This is a genomic window from Chitinophaga alhagiae (assembly GCF_003568665.1).
GTDB classification, from domain to species: domain Bacteria; phylum Bacteroidota; class Bacteroidia; order Chitinophagales; family Chitinophagaceae; genus Chitinophaga; species Chitinophaga alhagiae.
Genome location: NZ_QXMH01000003.1, coordinates 715,072 through 736,194, shown reverse-complemented (window position 1 = coordinate 736,194; position 21,123 = coordinate 715,072). Strand labels below are relative to the sequence as shown.

Here is a 21,123-nt window from a genome sequence, read left to right as displayed (position 1 = left end):
CTTGTATGTCACGCCAAACGGCCTGAAATTTCACGTTAAACTACCCTCATGGAACGCCGCTCTTTCATCAAACATGCCGGCCTGCTGACCGCGGGCCTGGGGCTAACGGCCGCCGCAGGTGCGCTGCCCGCCCCGCAGGCCAGCGCCAACAAGCTCCCCGCCTGGAAAGGCTTTAACCTGCTCGATTTTTTTTCGCCAGACCCGGCCCGCTCGCGGCCCCGCACGCCGGAAGACCACTTCCGCTGGATGCAGGACTGGGGTTTTAACTTTGTGCGTATTCCGATGGCCTACCCTAATTACCTGGCCATTGACCACAGCAAACGCATTACGCCCGAAGAAGTGTACAAGATAGACGAAAGCCGGGTGGAAGAAATTGAAAAGCTGGTACAGATGGCCCACCGCTACAATATACACGTGAGCCTCAACCTGCACCGCGCGCCGGGGTACTGCATCAACGCGGGTTTTTACGAGCCGTACAACTTGTGGAAAGATGAGGAAGCACTGAAGGCATTTTGTTTCCACTGGAATTTCTGGGCCAAACGCTTCCGTTCCATACCAGCCGCAAAGCTCAGCTTCGACCTGGTGAACGAGCCCGCTATGCGGGAAGATATGAACGATCAGCATTCCCGCGCCACCACGGTGCCGGGAGAAGTATACCGCAAGGTGGCCAAAGCCGCCGCGGAGGCCATCCGCAAAGAGAACGCCGCCCGCATCGTAATTGCGGACGGTAATAATGTTGGCACCACCGTGATCCCCGAGATCATGGACCTGGACATTGCCCAGAGCTGCCGAGGTTATTACCCCGGCAAAATATCGCACTACAAGGCGCCCTGGGCCAACAAGAACGTAGACAACCTGCCGGAGCCGAAATGGCCGGGGCAGGTGGGGAACGAGTACCTGAGCCGCGCCATGCTGGAAAAACATTACCAACCCTGGATAGACCTGGTGAAAAAAGGCGTAGGTGTGCATTGCGGGGAATGCGGCTGCTGGAACAAAACCCCGCACCCCGTGTTCCTGGCCTGGTTCGGAGATGTGCTGGACATCCTGAACAGCAATGGCATCGGTTTTGGCCTCTGGGAGTTTAGCGGGGACTTTGGCGTGCTCAACTCGCGGCGGCAGGATGTGCAGTACGAAGACTGGTACGGGCAAAAGCTGGACAGGAAACTGCTGCAGCTGCTGACCAAAAACGTGTAGAGATGATCACCATCGGTATAATGGTATGCATGAGCCTGCTGCAACTGCTGACCAAAAACGTGTAAAAATAATACGGCCCCGGGAACGGGGCCGTTTGCCTTTATAAATTCCACGTTTAATGAAAAAAGATCTATACCTGATGAAGAATGTCTAATGTATGCTTGCACGCAAAGTTCCGAATGTTTAAAACAAGAGGATAGTACAATTGTACTTTTTTAACAGCCGTCAGGGGCATTTTTTCGTATTTTCAACCATATGAAAATCGTCTTCTTTTCCGCCAAACCATATGACAGAACGTTCTTCAACCGGCAAAATGAGCAATACGGCTTTGAGCTGGAATACCTGGAAACCCACCTGGGCCCGCATATTGTCAATGCGGTAGAAGAGGGTACCTACGCCGTATGTGTTTTTGTGAACGATAAGCTGACGGCGGAGGTCATAGGAGTGCTGGCCGCCAAAGGCGTGAAGGTGATAGCCCTGCGCTGTGCCGGCTTCAACAATGTACAGCTGGAAGCGGCAAAACAACACGGCATCCGCGTATGCCGCGTACCGGCCTATTCCCCGGAGGCTGTGGCGGAACATGCCGTGGCCATGCTGCTCACGCTCAACCGTAAAACGCACAAAGCCTACAACCGTGTACGGGAGCAGAACTTTGCGCTCAACGGCCTGCTGGGCTTCAACCTGCACGGCAAAACGGTGGGCGCGGTAGGCACCGGCAAAATAGGACGCGCCTTCTGTAACATCATGCAGGGCTTTGGCTGCCGCGTGCTGGCCTTTGACCCTTACCCGGACGCTTCCCTGCAGGCGGCAGGCGTGGAATACCTGCCGTTTGAAGCGCTGCTGGCGGCGTCAGACATTATTTCCCTCCATTGTCCGCTGACACCTGAAAACAAATACCTCATTAACGACCATGCTATCCGGCAAATGAAAAAAGGGGTTACCTTGATCAATACCAGCCGCGGCGCGCTGCTGCATACCCATCACGTGATAGAAAGCCTCAAATCCGGCCACATTGCCTACCTCGGCATTGACGTGTACGAGCAGGAAGAAAAGCTGTTCTTTAAAGACCTGTCCGCCAGTATCATTGAAGATGATATGATACAACGGCTGACGAGTTTTCCCAACGTGCTGGTCACCGGCCACCAGGCGTTCTTTACCGAAGAGGCCCTGCAGCAGATAGCGGAGATCACCCTCCGCAATGTAGACGGGCTGCGCAAAGGGCAGGAGCCGGGCGGCGGGGTATTGCTGGCGTAGTGCATGCAGCGCCGGAAAACCCGCCGTTGACTGCAACTGCGGAAAAATGCTTTATTTTCACGCTTGTGTCTGAACTTGTCAATGCCATAAAACAGGGGAACGAAGCTGCGTTTGAACAGGCTTTCCTGCAGCTCCGCGATAAGGTATTCCTGTACTTCCTCAAAAAAACGGGCGCGGAAGAAGATGCCCGTGACCTGTTGCAGAACACTTTCCTCCGCCTCTGGCAATACCGCGGCTCCATGAACGAAGCCTTCTCCCTTGATCAGCACCTTTTCAACATCGCCAAAACGGTTTATATAGATCACCTCCGCAAGCGGCAGCTGCTGGTGTTCAAGGGTGTGCTGCCGGAAGGGCAGGCCACTCCCGCGGCAGACATCGCCTGGGATGTTGACCGCCGCCTGCAGCGCATCCTTGAAAAAATGCCGCCGGCCCGCCGGCAGGCCTTTGTGCTCAACAAGCTGTACGGCCGCTCGTACAGGGAGGTGGCCGCCGCCATGTCTATTACCGTAAAGGCCGTGGAGAACCACGTAGCCAAGGCGGTAAAGGAACTGCGGAAGCACCTGCCGGCCGCGCTGATATTTTTTTTCTGGATAACGGAGGGTTTTTAAGATACCGTTCGTATTAATGATTAACATGGATATTTCCCGGGAACTGATTACGCAATTTTTTAAAGGAGCATGCACGGCTGAAGAGGCCGCCGCAGTGAGTGACTATTTGACGCAGCACCCGGAGGAGGCGGCGGAATGGCTGCCGGAAAAAGAGTGGGCGCTGGCGGAAGGTACCGCGGGCCGGCCAGAGGAGTATTGGCAGAAAATATGGCAGGGAATAAAACCCGCCCGCACGGTCAGCATCTGGCGGCTGGTGAGGAACGTGGCCGCCGCGGCCATACTGGTGGGAGCCCTGGCAATGGCGGGCTATTGGTTGATAGCCGGCCGGGAAAAGATGCCCCAGGCCGCGGAAGGTTTTATAGTCACCAATACCAGCGGGGAAATAATGCGCCATACGCTGGAAGACGGTTCCGTAGCGGAACTGTACCCCGGTGCTTCCCTCCGCTACGATCCCGCTTTTGCCGGCGGGCGGCGGGATGTACACCTGGCGGGGGAAGCCGTGTTCCATACAACAGGAGATGCGGCCAGGCCCTTCTCCGTATTGGGCAATGGTATTGCCACTACCGCGCTGGGTACCACCTTCAGGGTAACGGCGCCGCAGGGCAGCGGCAATACCAGCGTAACGCTGCTGGAAGGGAAAGTGATAGTGGCCAGCGCAGACACCACACTGGCCAGGCTGGATACCACCTACATCCTGCTGCCGGGAGACGAGTTCAACTATAGCCCTGAAAATGGTATTGCCCTCCGCAGGAAACAACCGGCCCGCCCGCAGCCTGCCCGGAAAAACGCGGCCATGCCGGAAGACGATTCGCCTGTGAACAGCTGGTACATGTTCGAGAACCAGGGCCTGGAACAGGTGTTCGAACAACTGGCGGCCATCTATAACGTACGCATCTATTACGATCCGGCAGACCTGAAAGGCCTGAACTTCATCGGTAAAATAGACCAGGCAGACAGTCTGGAGAACATCCTGCGGGATATTGCAATGCTGAATAATCTGAATGTTATGAAAAATAAAAAAGACTACGTTATCAAGGCACCGAGAAACTGACCACGTTTTTCCTGAAAGATCTTAATCACCGATGCTACTCTTTATTGGAACGCATACTGGCGTTCAGGGATAGCTATGTCCATTTTTTACCGTAAAATCCGTTCCATGAAAAGGAGGAAATTTTTATCAACCAAACTACTGATGGCCGCATTGCTACTGCTTGGCCTCTTCCAGGTGGCCCAGGCCCAAACAGGGCGCGTGAAGGGGGTAGTGAGAGACGAGGCCGGCAAGGCCATGCCTTTTGTGAATGTGCTCGCCAAAAACAGCGTAACCAGTCTTACTTCCGGTGCGCAAACAGATTCTGCCGGCGTATTCGTATTTCCGCGCCTGCCGGTAGACGGCACGTATTCCTTCACCGTGAGCATGATGGGGTATGAGACGCAGACGCTTTCCGGTTATACGCTGAAGGCCAGCGAGTCTACTTCCATCATCGTGAAAATGAGAACCAGCCTGGCTTCGCTGAACGAGGTGATAGTTGTTGGCTACGGCACCCGCCGCAAAAGCGACCTCACCGGCTCCGTAGCCACCATTGGGGAAAAGGAACTGACGCAGGGCGTGAACAATAACGCACTGCAAGCAGTGAACGGCAAAGCGGCCGGTGTATATGTGAGCCAGTCAAGCTCCGCACCAGGCGGCGGGGTCAACATCCGTGTGAGAGGGGCGGGCTCCATCAACAGCAGCAATGCCGTACTGGTGGTGGTAGACGGTTTGCCGGGCGTTGATCCGGCTTCTATCAGCCAGGACGATATTGCTTCCATACAGGTGCTGAAAGACGCCAGCGCCGCCGCCATCTACGGCTCCCGCGCGGCCAACGGCGTAGTGCTGATCACCACCAAGAGAGGAACGTCCGGCCAGATGAACATTACCTACGATGGCTACGTGGGTTTTCAACAGCTGGCTAAAAAGATGCGCCTGCTCACCGCGCCGGAATACATGCAGGTGCTCAATGAAATGTCTGCGGCGCAGGGGCAGCCGGAGCCGTTCTCCCAGCGCTATAAAGATTCCATCGGGCAGGGAACGGACTGGCAGGATGAAATATTCCGGACGGCCATTGCCCAAAGCCACCAGGTGTCTTTCAGCGGCGGCGCCAAAAACAACAAGTATTACGTAGGGCTCAACTATTTGAACCAGGAGGGCATCCTGAAAAATACGGACTATGAGCGCTACAATGCCCGGGTGAACTACGAGCTGGCGCCTTCTGATAAATTTGATGTGTCCCTGGCGCTCAACCTGTCCCGCTCGGTGAACAACCAGCCGTTCAACCAGACGGGCATTAACGAGAACGCAGGCGCCATCAATACGGCATTGAACTTTGATCCCACCATATCCGCCTCGCTGGACGAGAACGGCCGCTACCGGCAGAACCCGCTGATAGCGCTGGAAAACCCGCTGGCCATTATCTACGGTGTTACCCAGAAAGCCGTGATCAACAACACCTACGGCATGCTGACGGCCAACTACCGGCCGGTGAACGGGCTCACCCTTACAGCAAGGGTAGGGGCGGACCTGATGAACAGCCGGAACGATTATTATAACAGCCGCATGACGCAGTACGGCCAGTCTGCCGGCGGCATCGGTTCCATCACGCACAATGATGATACGCACTGGCTCATGGAATACCTTGCCAAATATGACCGGCAGGTAAAAGACCACAACTTCTCCCTGCTGGTGGGCACCACGGCGGAACGGTTCGACGCTTCGTCTGCCACGGCCGCCTCGCGCATGTTCCTGTCAGATATCACTTATACCCACCTGCTGCAAAGCGGCGACGGTATCAGCGGAGACAATGTGAGCAGTGGCCGCAACTCCAACAAACTGCACTCATACCTGGCACGCCTCAACTATGAGTTCCGCGACAAGTACCTGCTCACCGCTTCTTTCCGATCAGACGGTACGTCCCGCTTCTCGGACCAGCATAAATACGCCCTGTTCCCCTCTGTGGCCGTGGGCTGGAATATTCATAAAGAGCCCTTCATGCAACAGGCCACGGCCGTGTCTAACCTGAAGGTGCGGTTAGGGTACGGGCAGATCGGCAACCAGGCCATCGGTAACTTTGCCACCCTGCAAACGTATGAGGCCGGCGGCCGCGCCGTATTTGGAGACAACCTGTACCAGGGCGTGCAGCCCGCGCGCTTGCCCAACGTAAACCTCCGCTGGGAAACCACGGAAGAATACAACGCGGGCATAGACTTCGGTTTCTTTGGTGAACGCATTGCCGGCTCGCTCGAGTTTTATATGAAGAACTCGATGGACCAGCTGTTCAGCAAACCCGTACCGGCCTTTACCGGCTTCCCCTCGCAGGTGGTGAACTTCGGCAATGTGCGCAACAAGGGGATAGACTTCCAGCTGAACACCCGCAACATCACCGGCCGCAACTTCAGTTGGGAAACCAGCGTATCTTTTTCTTACCTGCATAACGAGGTAACGCAGCTGCCGGATTTTATCCCGCAGTTGCTTACCGGCTCCTTCAGCTTTGTACCCAATTTTGCGCTGGTGCAAACCGGGTATCCCGTATACTCCTACTACGGGTATGAAGTAGACGGCATATTCCAGACAGACCAGGAAGCCGCCGCCGCCGGCCAGCCGGGCGCTAAAGCAGGTTCTCCGCGCTTTAAGGACCAGGATGGCAGCAAGACCATTACGCCAGATGACCGCGTGGTACTGGGCAGTTCCCTGCCCAAATACACCTGGGGCTTCACCAATACGTTCACCTGGAAGAACTTTTCCCTGAATGCGCTGGTGCTGGGTGTTCACGATGTATTTGCGCTGGATGCCAACGTGATAGAGTCCATCTATCCCATCAACTTCCAGCGGAACCACATGGCCGAATATTACCTTGACCGGTGGACGCCGCAAAACCCTGGCGCGCGCTATCCGTCTGGTATCAATGCATCCACTTACGGCGGTCAGTACTCCGTGAACAGCTACACTGTAGAAAATGTATCGTTCATCCGCCTGAAAACGCTTACGCTGGGGTACACGCTGCCGCTGGAAAATAGAACGCTGAAAAGCATATCCGCCTACCTGGCTGCAGATAACCTGTTCACCATTACCGGGTACAAGGGGTATGACCCTGACGCTAACTCGAGAGGCGGGCAGATAGCGCGTGTGGCGCAGAACAGTTACCCGCTGTCTAAAGTATACCGCCTGGGCCTGAAGCTCAATTTTTAAACCGGCACGTAAAAAAGTCAACACATGAAGATCATAACTCCCGTCATACTGGCCGCGCTGCTGATGTGCTCGGCCTGCACCAAATTCCTGAAAGAAGATATCTATACGGAATACGACCCGGCGCAGTTCGCCAATTCTGTAGACGGTTTTGAGAAGGTGCTGAACAGCGCTTATGCGGAACTGCAGGTAAGAGGGTACGATAACCGTAACGATGTGTATTGTTATGGTGAATTTTGTACTGATGTAATGCTTCAGACCGGCGGCGGTTTTGAAGCGCAGGCCAAAGAGTTTATCACCTTTGCCTGGAACCCCACCAACGGTTTTTTTAATACTACCTGGAGCAAGGCTTACCGTGCCATCCGCAACAGCAACGTATTGCTGGATAACAAAGACGCCGCCACCGCCATACCGCCGGCAAAACTGGACGTGCTGGTGGCGGAGGCGCGGTTCATACGCGCTATGGCATACGCTTACCTCTACAACCTCTTTGGCCCCGTGCCGCTGATCACCACCGCGGAAAATGTAGATCCCGGCGCGGCCAGGGCAACAGATGAAGCCATATCAACGTTCATCATAGACGAGCTGAAAGCGGCCGCTGAGGCCCTGCCGGTAAAACAATCGCTTCGCGGCAAGGCCACCAAAGGCGCGGCGCTGGGCGTACTCTGCAAGTTTTACCTGAACAAAAAAATGTGGCAGGCCTGCGCGGATGCGGCGGAAGAGATACGTGGCCTCAAAGTATACGACCTGTTTGACGATGTGAGCCGCCTCTTTGCGGTAGAAAATGAAAACAACAACGAGTATATTTTCGCATACCCCTGCATTGCCCAAAGCGGGTACGGCAATATTACCATGGCGCACACTTTCCCGCCGGCATATCCCATCCTGCCTAACTGGATCATCTTTGGCGCGCAGTTCAGGTTGTATACCAGTTTTGTAGACTCCTTTGAGCCGGCAGATGAACGGCTGAAAATGATACTGACGGAGTACACCAACACCAGCGGGGTTACCATCCAGATGAACCGGAACGGGGCCGGCGCCGCATTGAACAACGCGCGCTCTTTCAAGTACGTACCAGACCCCGCCGGCCAGTCCGATGCCATGGGTAACGATATTCCCTATATCCGCTATGCAGACATCCTGTTGGCGTTGGCGGAAAGCCTCAATGAGCTGAACGGCCCCACCCAGCCCGCCATAGACCTGGTGAATGAGGTGCGCGGCCGTGCCAGCGCCAGCCTTATTACGCTGGGCGGTTACGGTTCCAAAGAGGCGCTGCGGGATTTTATACTGGCGGAACGCGCCCGGGAGTTTGTGGGCGAAGGCAAAAGGAGGGAAGACCTTATCCGTATGGGCAAGTTCATTTCCGGCGCGCAGGCGCGCGGGATGAGCGCCAAGCCAGGGCATGTGCTGTTCCCCATACCGCAAAGGGAAATTGAGGCCAATAAAAACCTGCAGCAGAATGAGGGATATGTGCAGTAAGTTCATTGGCCGCCTGGCGGACGCACTGCAACCTGCACCCCGCTGTACGGCATTGTTCACCAAGATCATTACCTGCCTGTCAGCCGTCATAATACCGGCCGCGGCGGCAATAGCCCAGCCAAAGCCTTCTCCGGCACAGCTGGCCTGGCAGCAGGCGGAGCTGGGCGTGGTATTCCACTATGACCTGCATGTGTTTGACGGGAAAAAATACACGCAGGGCGGTAACCGCATTACCCCGGTGCCGGACTATAACGTGTTTCATCCCTCCCGCCTGAATACGGACCAGTGGGTACAGGCGGCGAAAGATGCTGGCGCCCGTTTTGCCATCCTGACCGTTACGCACGAAACCGGTTTTGCCCTTTACCAGTCTGACGTAAATCCCTTCTGCCTCAAGGCGGTAAAATGGAAAGACGGAAAGGGAGATATAGTGGCGGACTTTGTGGCCTCCTGCCGCAAGTTCGGTATTGCGCCCGGGCTGTACATCGGCATCCGCTGGAACGCTTTTATGGGCGTGCATGATTTTAAAGTGCAGGGAGATCCCGGCCGGTTCCGTACCGCGCGCCAGGCTTACTATAACCGCATGTGCGAAGGTATGGTCAGGGAATTGTGTACCCGCTACGGCCCGCTCTTCGAGATATGGTTCGATGGCGGTGCGTCAGACCCCGCGGACGGCGCGCCGGATGTATTGCCCATTGTGGAGCGATACCAGCCCGGCGCCCTCTTCTACTGGAACGGTCAGCGTTCGGATGCCCGCTGGGGCGGTTCCGAAACCGGCACGGTGGGGTATCCCTGCTGGTCTGCCTTTCCTTATCCCAGTATGCTCACCAGCCGTTACCCCCGCATTGCGGAGCGTGGCTTTGAGCTGGCCAGGCATGGAGATAAAGATGGTGCGTATTGGATGCCGGCCATGTCTGACGCCCCGCTCCGCGGTTACAACGGCCGTCACGAATGGTTCTGGGAGCCGGAAGACGAGCACAGCATTTACCCGCTGAACAAGCTGCTTGCCATGTATGAGCAGGGCGTGGGCCGCAATTCTACCCTCATACTCGGTGTTACGCCAGATACGGCCGGCCTGGTGCCGGAAGCAGATGCCCGCCGCCTGCGGGAATTTGGCGACGCGGTAAAAGCGCGCTACGCCCATCCGGTTACCGCCCTGCGGGGCAACGGCAACATGCTCGAAACACCCGTCCGGCCCGCCCGTAATATTAATCAGGTAATGATTAGTGAGGATATTTCCCTGGGAGAACGTATTTTGTCTTTCGTTGTGGAAGTGAAGAGCGCCGGCCGCTGGCAACAGGTATACAGCGGAACGGCCGTGGGCAACAAGCACATTGCTTCATTCCCGGCGGTCAGCGCCGGGGCGGTAAGGCTGCGGGTAACAGCGGCCCGCGGGGAGCCGCACATCCGCGCATTTCAAACGTATTATATAAACCAATGAATGGACGTATGAACAACTTCCTGAAAATAACGACCGCTCTGCTCTTTTGCGGCGCAGCCGCCATGGCGCAGCAAAACAAGCCCAGACCCAACATCATCTTCTTCATCGTGGACGATATGGGCTGGCAGGATACCTCAGAGCCCTTCTGGGACAGTGTGACCACTGCCAACGGCAAGTTCCGTACACCCAACATGCAACGGCTGGCCAAAGCCGGCATGAAGTTCACGAACGCGTACGCTACTTCGGTATGCACCCCTTCCCGCGTGAGCTTTATTTCCGGCATGAACGCCGCCCATCATCGTGTTACCAACTGGACGAGCCGGTGGAACACCAGCACAGACGCAAAAGACACGCTGCTGGCGCCGCCCGCCTGGAACCTCAACGGTGTTTCGCCAGACCCGAAGCAGGAGCGGAGCGTGTACGCCACCCCGTTACCGCAGGTATTGAAAGATAACGGATATTACACCATCATGTGCGGCAAAGCGCACTTCGGTACTTACGGCAGTATCGGGAAAGACCCGCTGAACCTGGGTTTTACAAAGAACATAGCAGGCAGCGCCGCCGGTCATCCCGCTTCCTATTTCGGGGAAAAGAACTTTGGCTACAATCCGGAGAAGTACATCATACAGGCAGACATGCCGGGCATGCAGAAATATTACGGGCAGAACATTTTCCTGTCTGAAGCGTTGACAAAAGAGGCCATGCTGGCTATGGACACCGCCCGCATCCAACAGCAGCCCTTCTTCCTGTACATGGGTCATTACGCCGTACACCTGCCTTTCCACGAAGACCCGCGCTTCCTGCAAAAATACCTGGACCAGGGGCTGCCCCGCCCGGAAGCCGCCTACGCGGCGTTGCTGGAGGGGATGGACAAAAGCCTGGGAGACATCATGGACTATCTCGATGCCAACCACCTCACGGACAACACTATCCTCATTTTCATGTCAGACAACGGCGGCTACTCCCACCCGCCCCGCCAGGGCGGCCACAATACGCAGAACTACCCGCTGAAAGGCGGCAAGGGGTCTTTGTATGAAGGCGGCATCCGGGAGCCCATGATGGTGCGGTGGAACGGGGTTACTACGCCCGGCAGTGTAAACAGCCAGTACGTGATCATGGAGGACTTTTATCCCACCATTCTTGAAATGGCCGGCGTGAAAAAATATAAAACCGTACAAACGGTGGACGGCATGAGCTTTGTTAAGAACCTGCGCAATAACCAGTTGCGGGACAACCAGCGCACGTTGGTCTGGAACTATCCCAACAACTGGGCCGGCGGCAACCTGGGAGAAGACAATTCCTTTCTCACGGCCGTGCGCCAGGGCAAGTGGAAGCTCATTTACTTTCACAAGAACCAGCGGCTGGAATTGTATGACCTGGACAGTGACATCAAGGAAGAGCATGACCTCGCCGCCAAAGAGCCGGGCAAAACAAAAGAGCTGGCTCGCCTGCTTACCGCGCGGCTAAAAGCATATAACGCGCAGTTGCCCACCTACATCAGCACGGGTAAAACAATTCCCTATCCCGATGCGGTGGCGCAAATCAACAGGTAGTCTTGATCATAATGAAAAGTAAAAGCACCCGGGCCGGGTGCTTTTACTTTTTAAGGGAGAGAGGCAGTTATTCCCATCCGGCAAATGATGGTATCAGTGCGCCGGAACATCGCCCACGCCCGCGCTCTTGATCATTTCCGCGAGGTCTGGCTGATCCTTTTTCTCCCGGTTGAACACGCGGTTGATAATAACAATGCTCAGTACCATGCACACCGTGCCCAGTACAAAGTGAATGCCCGGGAAGTGGAACGGCGCCCGCGCAGAAGTGAAGTAGGCAAAAGAGCCGTTCATGATGAGCGGGCCGAAAATAGTGGTGAGGCTCATGAGGCTGGTGAGCGCGCCCTGCAGCTCACCCTGCTGGTTGGGCGGTACATGCACGGAGATGACAGACTGCAGGGAAGGGCCGCAGATGCCGCCCAGGCAGTAAGGCACCAGGAAGGCGAACATCATCCAGCTTTCCGTGGCAAAGGCAAACAGGAGCATGCCCAGCGCATACAGCCCCAGCCCGATGTAAATGCTTTTTTCGTTCCCCAGTTTAGGCACCACCACACGGGTAAGCCCGCCTTGCACTGCGCCTACCAGCACGCCTACCACGGCCAGGGAAATCCCCACCATGCCCTCGCTCCAGTTGAACCGGTAAATGGTATAGAAGTTCCAGTTACCCTGTACCGCCTGGGCGCCCAGGTAGATGAGGAAAAAGCTGGCGGCCAGGCCCGCAATTTCAGGATGGCGGCTGAGGAACTGCAGGGAACCGAGGGGGTTGGCGCGTTTCCATTCAAACGGCCGGCGGTTTTCCTTGCTGAGAGATTCTGGCAGCAGGAAGTACCCGTACAGGCAGTTGATCAGGCAAAGCGCCGCCGCCGCGTAAAACGGCGCCCGGATGCCCCAGGTAGCCAGCAGGCCGCCCAGCGCGGGCCCCAGCACAAAACCCAGCCCAAAGGCCGCGCCTATCAGGCCAAAGTTCTTGGCACGGGAGGTTTCATCAGGACTTACGTCTGCAATGTACGCGGAAGCCGTGGTGAAGCTGGCACCGGTAATGCCGGCAACAATGCGCCCGGCAAACAGCCACCCGTAGGTAGGCGCCAGGGCCAGGATGATGTAGTCTATGCCGAAGCCCAGCAAAGACAGCAGGAGAATGGGGCGGCGGCCGAAACGGTCGCTCAGGTTGCCCACCAGCGGGGCGCAGGCAAACTGCATGATGGCAAAAACGGACAGCAGGATGCCGCCGTAGGTACTGGCCTCATTGACCGGGATGCCTTTCAGCTGCGCGATCAGGTCCGCCATCACCGGGATGATGAGGCCCCAGCCCATTACGTCAATTAATAGTGTTACGAAAATAAAGCCCAGGGCTCCTTTTTTGTTCGGTTGCATATAGTGTATTTACAGGTTCAAACTTACGGTCAATTTCCCTTTCTCAACGGGCGTGAAAACGACAATCTACGGGGGGATTGCGGCCATGCTTCCTTCGTTCCCGTTCAACCGTGCAAAGATGGAACGGGAAAGTGACAGCCTTATGTCAGCAGTTGGAAAGAGAAAAAAGAAACACTTATTCACCCCCCGCTTTCCCAAGCATGGCATGCAAGGTATCCCGGCCCAGGTACCGGCCGTTCAGGATAACGGCGTAAATGTTTTTCGTATGCCGGATATCTTTCAACGGGTTGGCGTTCAGTATAACAAGGTCTGCTATCTTTCCTTCTTCCACTACGCCCACGGAATCTGTCATATACAGGCATTCCGCCGGGTGGATGGTGGCAGCCTGAAGCGCTTCAAGGGGGGAGAGGCCTGCTTTACAGAACAGGGCCAGCTCGCCATGGAGGTCATATCCCGGCCGGATACCGGCTTCTTTCCAGGCAAAGTCCGAGCCGGTTAACAGTTTCACCCCGGCCTGGTGCAATGCCGTTACCACCGGCAGCAAACGCGGGCCCAGCGTTTCTTCATAAGCCGTTCCCCTTAGCCGGTAAAGGGAAATTAAGGTAGGGTCATAAAATATCTGCTTGGCGGCCATGGAGATTGCCAGTTGCCGGGCATACCCGCCGTAGAGCTTTTTTAACGCGGCGGCGGTATGCTGTTCCCTGGCCGCCTCTTCTTCGTTGTATATGACATCCCCAAGCAGCGATTCGGTGTGTTCAATGCTCCTTATCCCGGTGAGGACCGCCTCCTGCGGTGGTACATCTCTGGGAAGGTGAACGGCCACCGGTATATGCTGTTTGCGCGCCTGGTCAACTAATGCGAGGAAAAGAGCATGGGGGAGCCTGCTATGTACTTTCAGGAAGTCTGCGCCCGCATGCTGCAGAGAATCAACCAGCAGGCGAACGGCCGCTTCATCTGCCGGGGTGCAGGTGAACGATGCGCGAAGGGCGTTCATGCTCTTGGGCCCATCTATAAATGGCCCGGCCCTTTTGATACGCGGCCCGGAGAGCGTACCGGCGGCTATGGCAGCCCGCCATTGATCGATCTGGCCAAGGTCTCCGCCCATGTCCCGTACGCCGGTTATGCCGTTTGCAACAAGCATGGGCAGCGCGCCGGCGCCGTAATAGGAAAGATGTACGTGCATGTCCCACAGCCCGGGAATGAGGTACTTCCCCTTTGCATCCATCACCGTTGCGCCGGGAAGGGGACGGGCCGTTTTGCTGATACCGGTAATGCGGTTGCCGGAAATGGTGACGGTCACTTCCCCGGAAAGGCCCCCGTTCAGCACGTTAATCACCCGGACGTGCTGCAAAACGAGTTGCCGGTTTTGCGCCAGCCCCTGCTTCAGGACCAATAAAAGAATAAATGCAACTAAGGGCCGCTTCATAGGGTTCAGCTATTCTGGTGAACGGTGTGTCTGTGAAGGATCTTTTCAAAAATAGGCAACCGGAACGGTATGGTCAAATTTTTAGATTTTAGTAATAAGTAGGCGGCAGCGCGCGCTGCCAGGTACACGGGAAAACAATACGGAATTTACCGGCTGCAGCATGTTCACGGCTGCCTCATGGTTATTTTGGGGCGGCCGTTTTAAACGTGCCGGCTGTAACATGGCGGAAAAGATTTTCCTATATTTGTTTTAACCTCAATCGGATGATTGAAAAAAGTATCCTGTGCATGCCCCCGGGGCATGCGTTGTTCCCATTCAAACAAACGTTCCCGGATGCAATTCACATACCGCGCCATTCGTTACAGCCTCTTCCTGCTTTGCCTGTGTACACTGGCGCGGGCGCAGGACCCCGCCGCCCCTAAGCCGGGCTTCATGCACTTTGTACGGGACTTCGGGAAGGAAGAAGCGGCCCGCAGCGTGGAAAAGTTCCGCAACGGGCGCATCGGCATCCGGCAGGAGCAGCTGCTGCAGGAGCTGCGGCAAACCAGCGGGCGCGCCCGGATATTTCTGCGTAAAGGGCTGGATACTGCCCGCCTGAAGGCAGACCTGGTATTGGCGCAGCAGCAGCTAACATTGCTGCGCGAAGGCATTTTTCACGGGGCGCCCCAGCATGCCGCGCGCCACCTCACGGTAACCGCTTCCGTACTGGACGAGCTGCTGGAAGAGGTAACGGAGAAAAGGGAGGCGCTGGAACGGCGCCTGCATACGTTGATAGGGTTTGTAGACCGGATAGATTCGCTCTCCGCGGATTCCAGCCTGTACACTTTCCCGTTCGATTCCCTGCACACCGCGCGTTACATACAGAAAATGGCCGTGGTGGCCAAAGAGCTGGGCCCGGCAGATACCGCGTTGCGCCGCTCCGTTACCGCCCTGCAGCGTTTGCAGACGGAGGCGGACCTGATGGTGTTCACCATCCGTTCCACCCGCGAAGACGTGGAGCAGCTGCGCATGGCACAAGTGGCCCGCACTTTTGAGCAGGAATATCCTTACCTCTGGCAGCCTCCTTCCCCTGACCTGCCGCCGGGCAAAATACTCGCGTTGTCTTACGCCAAGGAAAAGCTGGCCTGGGCCTACTATGTGCGCGATGCGGGCGGGCGCCTGCTGGTGTTGCTGCTGCTCACGCTGGCGGCCTGGTACTTCCTGCATTCACTGAAAAAAAAGTGGCAGGTGGAAGGGACTAACAGCCCGGAGCAGCCGAGCAGGCTGGTGTTGCGCTACCCGCTGCTGTCCGCTATTGTGATCGTACCCAGCATTTTCCAGTTCATTTTCCTGCAGCCTCCCTATATTTTTAGTTGCGGCCTGTGGCTGACGGGCGCCATATGCCTGGCTTTTATCTTTCATGGCTACATCACGCCTTTCTGGATGTGGTTCTGGATCATCGCCATAACCTTCTTTATACTGTCAAGCGTCACCAATATGATATTGCCGGCTTCCAGGCAGGAGCGCTGGTGGATGCTGCTGCTCTCCGCCGCCAGCCTGGCATATGGCGCCTACGTGCTGCGGCTGCGATGGCGGGCGCAGGTGCGGGAAAAACGCATCCTGTACTTCATTTCCTTCCTGGTCGTGATGGAGGCGTGTGCGCTGCTGTTCAACGTGGCGGGCCGTTATAACCTGGCAAAGACTATATTCGTGACCGGTTTTGCCGGGCTGGTAATAGCCATCCTGTTCCTGTGGACCATCCGGTTCATCAACGAAGGGCTGAGCACTATTGCCGCCATCTACAAACATCCTGAACGGAAGTTCTTTTACCTGGATTTTGAGCGCATCGGGGAAAAGGCCCCCGGCTTCTTTTACGTGTTCCTGGTGGTGGGCTGGTTCGTACTCATCGGCCGCAACTTTTACGCCCTGCAGGAAGCCGTTGCGCCGGTGGCGGACTTTCTGCATGCAGAGCGGACGTTAGGCAGCTATACGTTCACCATCAGCAGCCTGCTCATATTTATACTGGTCATAGTGGTGTCTGCCCTGCTCTCGCAGATCATTTCCTTTTTTGCCGGGGAGCGGGGAGACCAGCATGCCAAAGACAAGCAGGCCCGCCGCCCCGGCGTAGGCAGCTGGCTGCTGCTGATCCGCATTTTTGTATTGGCGCTGGGGCTTTTCCTGGCCTTTGCGGCCGCGGGCATCCCGCTAGACAAAATGGCCATTGCCCTGGGCGCCCTCGGCATCGGCATTGGCCTAGGTCTGCAGGGCCTGGTGAGCAACCTGGTCAGCGGGCTGATCATTGCCTTTGAGAAACCGGTGAACGTGGGAGATATTATTGAAGTGAACGGCATGCGGGGCACCATGAAGGCCATCGGGTTCCGCAGCAGCGTGGTGGCGCTGATAGACGGGCCGAGCCTCATCATCCCCAACGGGGACCTGTTGAGCCAGCATCTCATTAACTGGACAATGGGCCAGAACCGCAAACGGGTGAACCTGGTGATAGGGGTAGCCTACGGCAGCCACCTCAGAAAGGTGAAAGAAATACTGGAAGCAGTGCTGCACGATAATGAAAGGGTGCTCCGTTTGCCGGAGCCTGTAGTATCTGTCAAGGCGTTCGGGGACAGCTCCATTGATTTTGATCTCTATTTCTGGGTGGGGCATGTACGGGAATACCTGCAAATACGGAGCGAGGTCATTTCATCTATTGATGAGGCCTTCCGGCTGGAAGGGATCACCATACCCTTTCCGCAGCGGGATATACACGTTATTACGGGTAAAATACGCCCCAGTAATGATTAAAATAACATCAGTTTATGTCAAAATAGTATTTAATAATCCAAGATAATTATCGAATCTTTACCGCAGATTACAATCGTTTGCAATTTTTCAAGGGCATAAGAACCAAAATCGCTGGAAAAAAAGGCTTCGGGCAACCAAACGAAGCTGTACATGAGAAAGAACAAGTCTTTAACAATGTTGCGATTCACGTTTTAGCAAGTTAATGTGTGTTTGAAATTACACCCTGATCAAATTTATTTTCCCTGTGCTGCAAACGTTTGCATGTCACAAATTATGCAAACGTTTGCGCGATAATGAAACTATTTAACCTATGGTCATGAACATTTCCACGAAGTTCCTGCTCCTATGTAGCGCTCACGGCGCTATATCAAGAGGTAGTCCGCCGCGTACAGAGAATACTTTCCTGAAGGCAATACGATGTCCGGCACGTTTACAGGTCAATCCCACTTGCTTCAGATAATGCTATCAACCAAATAAGCTCACAGAAAATTTAAATTCCATGTTATATTCTACACGTCTTGCAGGCGCAGCCCTGTTCCTTGTACTGGCGCAGTCATCCGCTGTTGCCGGGAGTACACCGGCAGACGTAGGTGTAAGCGCCGCCAGTCCCGAAGGGCGGCATACACTTTCCGGCCTGCCGCCCGCCATTACCAATGAACTGTTCCAGGCGGCGCCGCAGCAGCAGCGCCGCATTACCGGTACGGTAACCGATGAGGCCGGGGCGCCTATCCCCGGTGTAAGCGTACACGTTAAAGGTACTACCACGGGTACCCAAACACTGGCAGACGGCCAGTTTGCCATCAACGTGCCAGACAACGCCACCCTGGTGTTTTCTTTCATAGGCATGGTCACCAAAGAAGTAGTGGTGGGCAGGCAGGCCAGCCTCAAAGTATCGCTGGCCGCCAGCAGCACGCAACTGAGCGAAGTGGTGGCCGTAGGGTACGGTACCCAGAAAAAGGAAAGCGTGGTAGGCGCCATTTCACAGGTATCCAACAAAGAACTGAAACGCACGGGTAACGTGCCTGACCTGCGCGAAGCATTGATTGGCCAGGTACCGGGCCTGGTGGGCATCATCTCTTCCGGTGAGCCGGGCGGCATCCTGGCCGGCGAAAGCGCCGTGAACCTGTACATTCGCGGCCAAAGTACCTGGAACGGCGCGCAGCCGCTGGTGCTGGTAGACGGTATCAAACGTAACATGAACGATATTGATGCAAACGACGTGGCCACCATTTCCGTGCTGAAAGACGCTTCCGCCACCGCAGTGTTTGGTGTGGAAGGCGCTAACGGCGTAATTCTCATTACCACCAAACGCGGGAAGGCAGGGAAGACCACGCTGAACTTCAACTATCTCGCAACAGCCAAAATGCTGTCCAAACAGCCGGCTACGCTAGATTCCTATGCTGCCCTCAACGCGCGCAACGAGATCATTGAGCGGGAAGGCGTGCTGAACGAGTCTTCCTGGAACGACTACATGCCTTACGAGATCGTGAAGCGGTACCAGCAACCGCAATCGCCTGAATATGCGGAGATCTATGCCAACGTTGACTGGCAGGACGCCATGTACAAGGACGTGGGCATGTCTCACAAAGCCACCCTCAGCGCCAGCGGCGGTAGCAAAACCGTGCAGTACTTCGGCTCCCTGACCTATCTGCATGAGGGAGACATGTTCAGGCGTTATGACAACGGCAAGGGTTATAAACCCAACTACAATTTTGACCGTTTCAACTTTCGTAGCAACATAGACATTAACCTTACTAAAACCACCACCTTCCGGCTGGGCCTTTCTGGCTTCTACAGCCAGAAGAACACCAACTTCAACAACGAAGGCAGTACCGGCCGCGCAGACGCCTGGATGTGGCGCGCCACTTACGGCCTGGCGCCAGACCTGTTCCTGCCCATGTATTCCAACGGCCGCTGGGGCGCCTACTCCGAAGGGGGCAACAACACGGTGAACCCCATTGCAGCGATATATAATATTGGTATACGCGAAACACGCACCACGCAGTTGCTGTCTGACTTTACCATAGATCAGAAACTGGATTTCATCACAAAAGGCCTTACCGCCAGGGTATTGCTTTCTTCAGATAACAACATCCGCTCCGAAGGTGGTATTTATGATATTCAAAACTCCATCCGCCCGGCGGAGGCCAGGACCAATGTGCCTTTTCAGCAGATATATCCCCTGAAGTATGAAGGCCCCGGACAGGACCCTTCCGAATATACGGTGCTGCTGCCTGTCAGCGATGAGGAGTATGACTGGGTACTGCAGCCCTGGACTATCCGGCAGGAGGATATTACCAACGCCAACTGGTCTGGCTACATTCCCATTGACCGCCGCCTCACTTACCAGGGGCAATTGAACTATGCCCGCAAATTCGGGCAGCATGATGTAACGGCCATGGCGCTCTTTAAACGTGAAGAGTACGCCCGGGGCAGCATGTTCAAGAATTACCGGGAAGACTGGGCTTTCCGCGCCACCTATAACTACAAGGGGCGTTACATCCTGGAAGGCAACGGCGCGTACAACGGTTCCGAACAGTTCGGCCCCAACTACCGTTTCCATTTCTTTCCCTCCGCGGCCATTGGCTGGTATGTGTCTAACGAAAAATTCTTTAACGTAAAATGGGTAGACAAGCTGAAGCTCCGTGCCAACACAGGCCAAATAGGCAATGACGACGTGAGCGGCGGCAGATGGTTATACAACTCTTCTTACGCCCGCGGCGGCAGGTCACGCCTTACGGAAGCTACCAATGGCCAGAGCCCGTACGATATTTACCGGCAGAACGTGGTGGGCAACCCGGACATTCACTGGGAAACCGCACAGAAAACCAACTACGGCCTTGAGCTGGATATCTTCCGTCAATTGGTGTCCATTAATTTTGACTATTATACGCAAAACAGAACAGACATCCTCCTGGGCGGCAGCTCCCGCGCCGTGCCTCCCTTCTTCGGCCTGACGCCGCCCAGCGCTAACCTGGGACAAGTAAAGTCAAAAGGGTTTGAGCTGGAAGTGCGTGTGAACAAGGAGTTGAATAAAGACTGGAGCGTATGGTCAAACATTGCGGTAACGCACAACCAGAATACCGTTATATTCCGAGACGACCCACCGCTGCAGTACAACTACCTGAAGGCCGCCGGCTATCCCATTGGCCAGCAGCGCAGCCTGGTAAAAACGAAGATATACCAGAACTGGGATGACGTGTATGCCAGCGTGCCCACGGAAAATAACGACCAGCAAAAGCTGCCGGGGTACTACGACCTCGTAGACATGAATGCGGACGGTGTCATCAAGAGCAGTGACGATGTGGTGCCGGTAGGCTATTCTGAAGTGCCCCAAAACTCCGCTACGTTAACGCTGGGCTTCAACTTTAAAGACCTCAGCTTCCTGGTGATGTTATACGGCGTGAACAATGCCAACCGCATTATCAATTTTCCCAACTTCCAGAATTTCACCAACATCCTGTACGGAGATGGCAACTACTGGTCCAAGAACAATGCCGGTTCAGATGTATTCCTGCCCCGCTGGAGAACACAGGGAGAGAACATTGGCGACTATTACCTGTATGACGCCTCTTACATCCGTCTCAGAACAATAGAGGTGGGATATGATTTCAATAGCCGGTACCCATGGATCAAACGTGCGGGTATTAATGGTATGCGGCTTTTCGTCAACGCCAATAACCTGTTTTTCTGGTCAAATCTCCCGGATGACCGCCAGGGCACCTACTCCGGCGGCAGCGCTACAGAAGGCGCCTATCCCACGGTGAAAAGGATCAACATGGGCATTGAACTCAACTTTTAAA

12 protein-coding genes are annotated in these 21,123 nt (G+C 55.5%); 10 read left to right on the top strand and 2 right to left on the bottom strand.

Annotated features, from left to right (window positions below; genetic code table 11):
- Positions 1–48: 48 nt before the first annotated feature.
- The 8 genes from D3A97_RS19100 to D3A97_RS19065 all read left to right on the top strand — a co-directional run bounded on the left by D3A97_RS19100 (position 49) and on the right by D3A97_RS19065 (position 11,745).
- The gene (locus D3A97_RS19100; protein WP_119080107.1) at positions 49–1,194 is read left to right on the top strand and encodes a glycoside hydrolase family 5 protein; all 1,146 of its coding nucleotides are present in this window, start codon (positions 49–51) and stop codon (positions 1,192–1,194) included.
- 255 nt (positions 1,195–1,449) lie between these two features.
- Positions 1,450–2,448, top strand: a complete 999-nt coding sequence (locus tag D3A97_RS19095) for a 2-hydroxyacid dehydrogenase (RefSeq protein ID WP_119080106.1) — start codon at positions 1,450–1,452, stop codon at positions 2,446–2,448.
- Positions 2,449–2,513: 65 nt separating this feature from the next.
- On the top strand, positions 2,514–3,056 hold the full coding sequence (locus D3A97_RS19090) for an RNA polymerase sigma factor (protein ID WP_157986631.1): 543 nt from the start codon (positions 2,514–2,516) through the stop codon (positions 3,054–3,056).
- 25 nt (positions 3,057–3,081) lie between these two features.
- Entirely contained in the window at positions 3,082–4,107 is a 1,026-nt protein-coding gene (locus D3A97_RS19085; RefSeq protein WP_198674073.1) for a FecR family protein, read from the top strand.
- A 105-nt stretch (positions 4,108–4,212) separates the two neighbouring features.
- On the top strand, positions 4,213–7,278 hold the full coding sequence (locus D3A97_RS19080; RefSeq protein WP_157986630.1) for a SusC/RagA family TonB-linked outer membrane protein: 3,066 nt from the start codon (positions 4,213–4,215) through the stop codon (positions 7,276–7,278).
- 24 nt (positions 7,279–7,302) lie between these two features.
- Positions 7,303–8,754 (top strand): RagB/SusD family nutrient uptake outer membrane protein, encoded by a 1,452-nt coding sequence (locus D3A97_RS19075; RefSeq protein ID WP_119080102.1) that lies wholly within the window; start codon positions 7,303–7,305, stop codon positions 8,752–8,754.
- Positions 8,735–10,192 (top strand): alpha-L-fucosidase, encoded by a 1,458-nt coding sequence (locus tag D3A97_RS19070; protein WP_198674072.1) that lies wholly within the window; start codon positions 8,735–8,737, stop codon positions 10,190–10,192. Before D3A97_RS19075 ends, D3A97_RS19070 begins: the two co-directional genes overlap by 20 nt.
- Before the next feature lie 8 nt (positions 10,193–10,200).
- A complete protein-coding gene (locus D3A97_RS19065; RefSeq protein ID WP_119080100.1) occupies positions 10,201–11,745 on the top strand; it encodes a sulfatase in 1,545 nt (514 codons plus the stop codon).
- 93 nt (positions 11,746–11,838) lie between these two features.
- Here the strand turns inward: D3A97_RS19065 and D3A97_RS19060 are convergent, their stop codons facing one another.
- Together D3A97_RS19060 and D3A97_RS19055 are read right to left on the bottom strand one after the other, a co-directional pair.
- Positions 11,839–13,116 carry a TCR/Tet family MFS transporter gene (locus D3A97_RS19060; RefSeq protein WP_119080099.1) on the bottom strand — a complete coding sequence of 426 codons (1,278 nt, stop codon included), beginning with the start codon at positions 13,114–13,116 and terminating at the stop codon, positions 11,839–11,841.
- Positions 13,117–13,291: 175 nt separating this feature from the next.
- A complete protein-coding gene (locus D3A97_RS19055; protein ID WP_157986629.1) occupies positions 13,292–14,509 on the bottom strand; it encodes an amidohydrolase family protein in 1,218 nt (405 codons plus the stop codon).
- A gap of 366 nt (positions 14,510–14,875) precedes the next feature.
- Between D3A97_RS19055 and D3A97_RS19050 the strand changes: the two genes are divergently transcribed.
- On the top strand, positions 14,876–17,320 hold the full coding sequence (locus D3A97_RS19050; protein ID WP_157986628.1) for a mechanosensitive ion channel domain-containing protein: 2,445 nt from the start codon (positions 14,876–14,878) through the stop codon (positions 17,318–17,320).
- A 499-nt stretch (positions 17,321–17,819) separates the two neighbouring features.
- Positions 17,820–21,122: a SusC/RagA family TonB-linked outer membrane protein gene (locus tag D3A97_RS19045; RefSeq protein ID WP_119080096.1), complete on the top strand. Its 3,303-nt coding sequence runs from the start codon at positions 17,820–17,822 to the stop codon at positions 21,120–21,122.
- Position 21,123 lies beyond the last annotated feature (1 nt).

Coding starts and splice junctions, on each gene's coding strand:
- D3A97_RS19075 (WP_119080102.1), top strand. CDS start 7,303: ATGAAGATCATAACTCCCGTCATACTGGCCGCGCTGCTGATGTGCTCG.
- D3A97_RS19060 (WP_119080099.1), bottom strand. CDS start 13,116: ATGCAACCGAACAAAAAAGGAGCCCTGGGCTTTATTTTCGTAACACTA.
- D3A97_RS19080 (WP_157986630.1), top strand. CDS start 4,213: ATGAAAAGGAGGAAATTTTTATCAACCAAACTACTGATGGCCGCATTG.
- D3A97_RS19065 (WP_119080100.1), top strand. CDS start 10,201: ATGAACAACTTCCTGAAAATAACGACCGCTCTGCTCTTTTGCGGCGCA.
- D3A97_RS19070 (WP_198674072.1), top strand. CDS start 8,735: ATGAGGGATATGTGCAGTAAGTTCATTGGCCGCCTGGCGGACGCACTG.
- D3A97_RS19050 (WP_157986628.1), top strand. CDS start 14,876: ATGCAATTCACATACCGCGCCATTCGTTACAGCCTCTTCCTGCTTTGC.
- D3A97_RS19045 (WP_119080096.1), top strand. CDS start 17,820: ATGTTATATTCTACACGTCTTGCAGGCGCAGCCCTGTTCCTTGTACTG.
- D3A97_RS19100 (WP_119080107.1), top strand. CDS start 49: ATGGAACGCCGCTCTTTCATCAAACATGCCGGCCTGCTGACCGCGGGC.
- D3A97_RS19095 (WP_119080106.1), top strand. CDS start 1,450: ATGAAAATCGTCTTCTTTTCCGCCAAACCATATGACAGAACGTTCTTC.
- D3A97_RS19085 (WP_198674073.1), top strand. CDS start 3,082: ATGGATATTTCCCGGGAACTGATTACGCAATTTTTTAAAGGAGCATGC.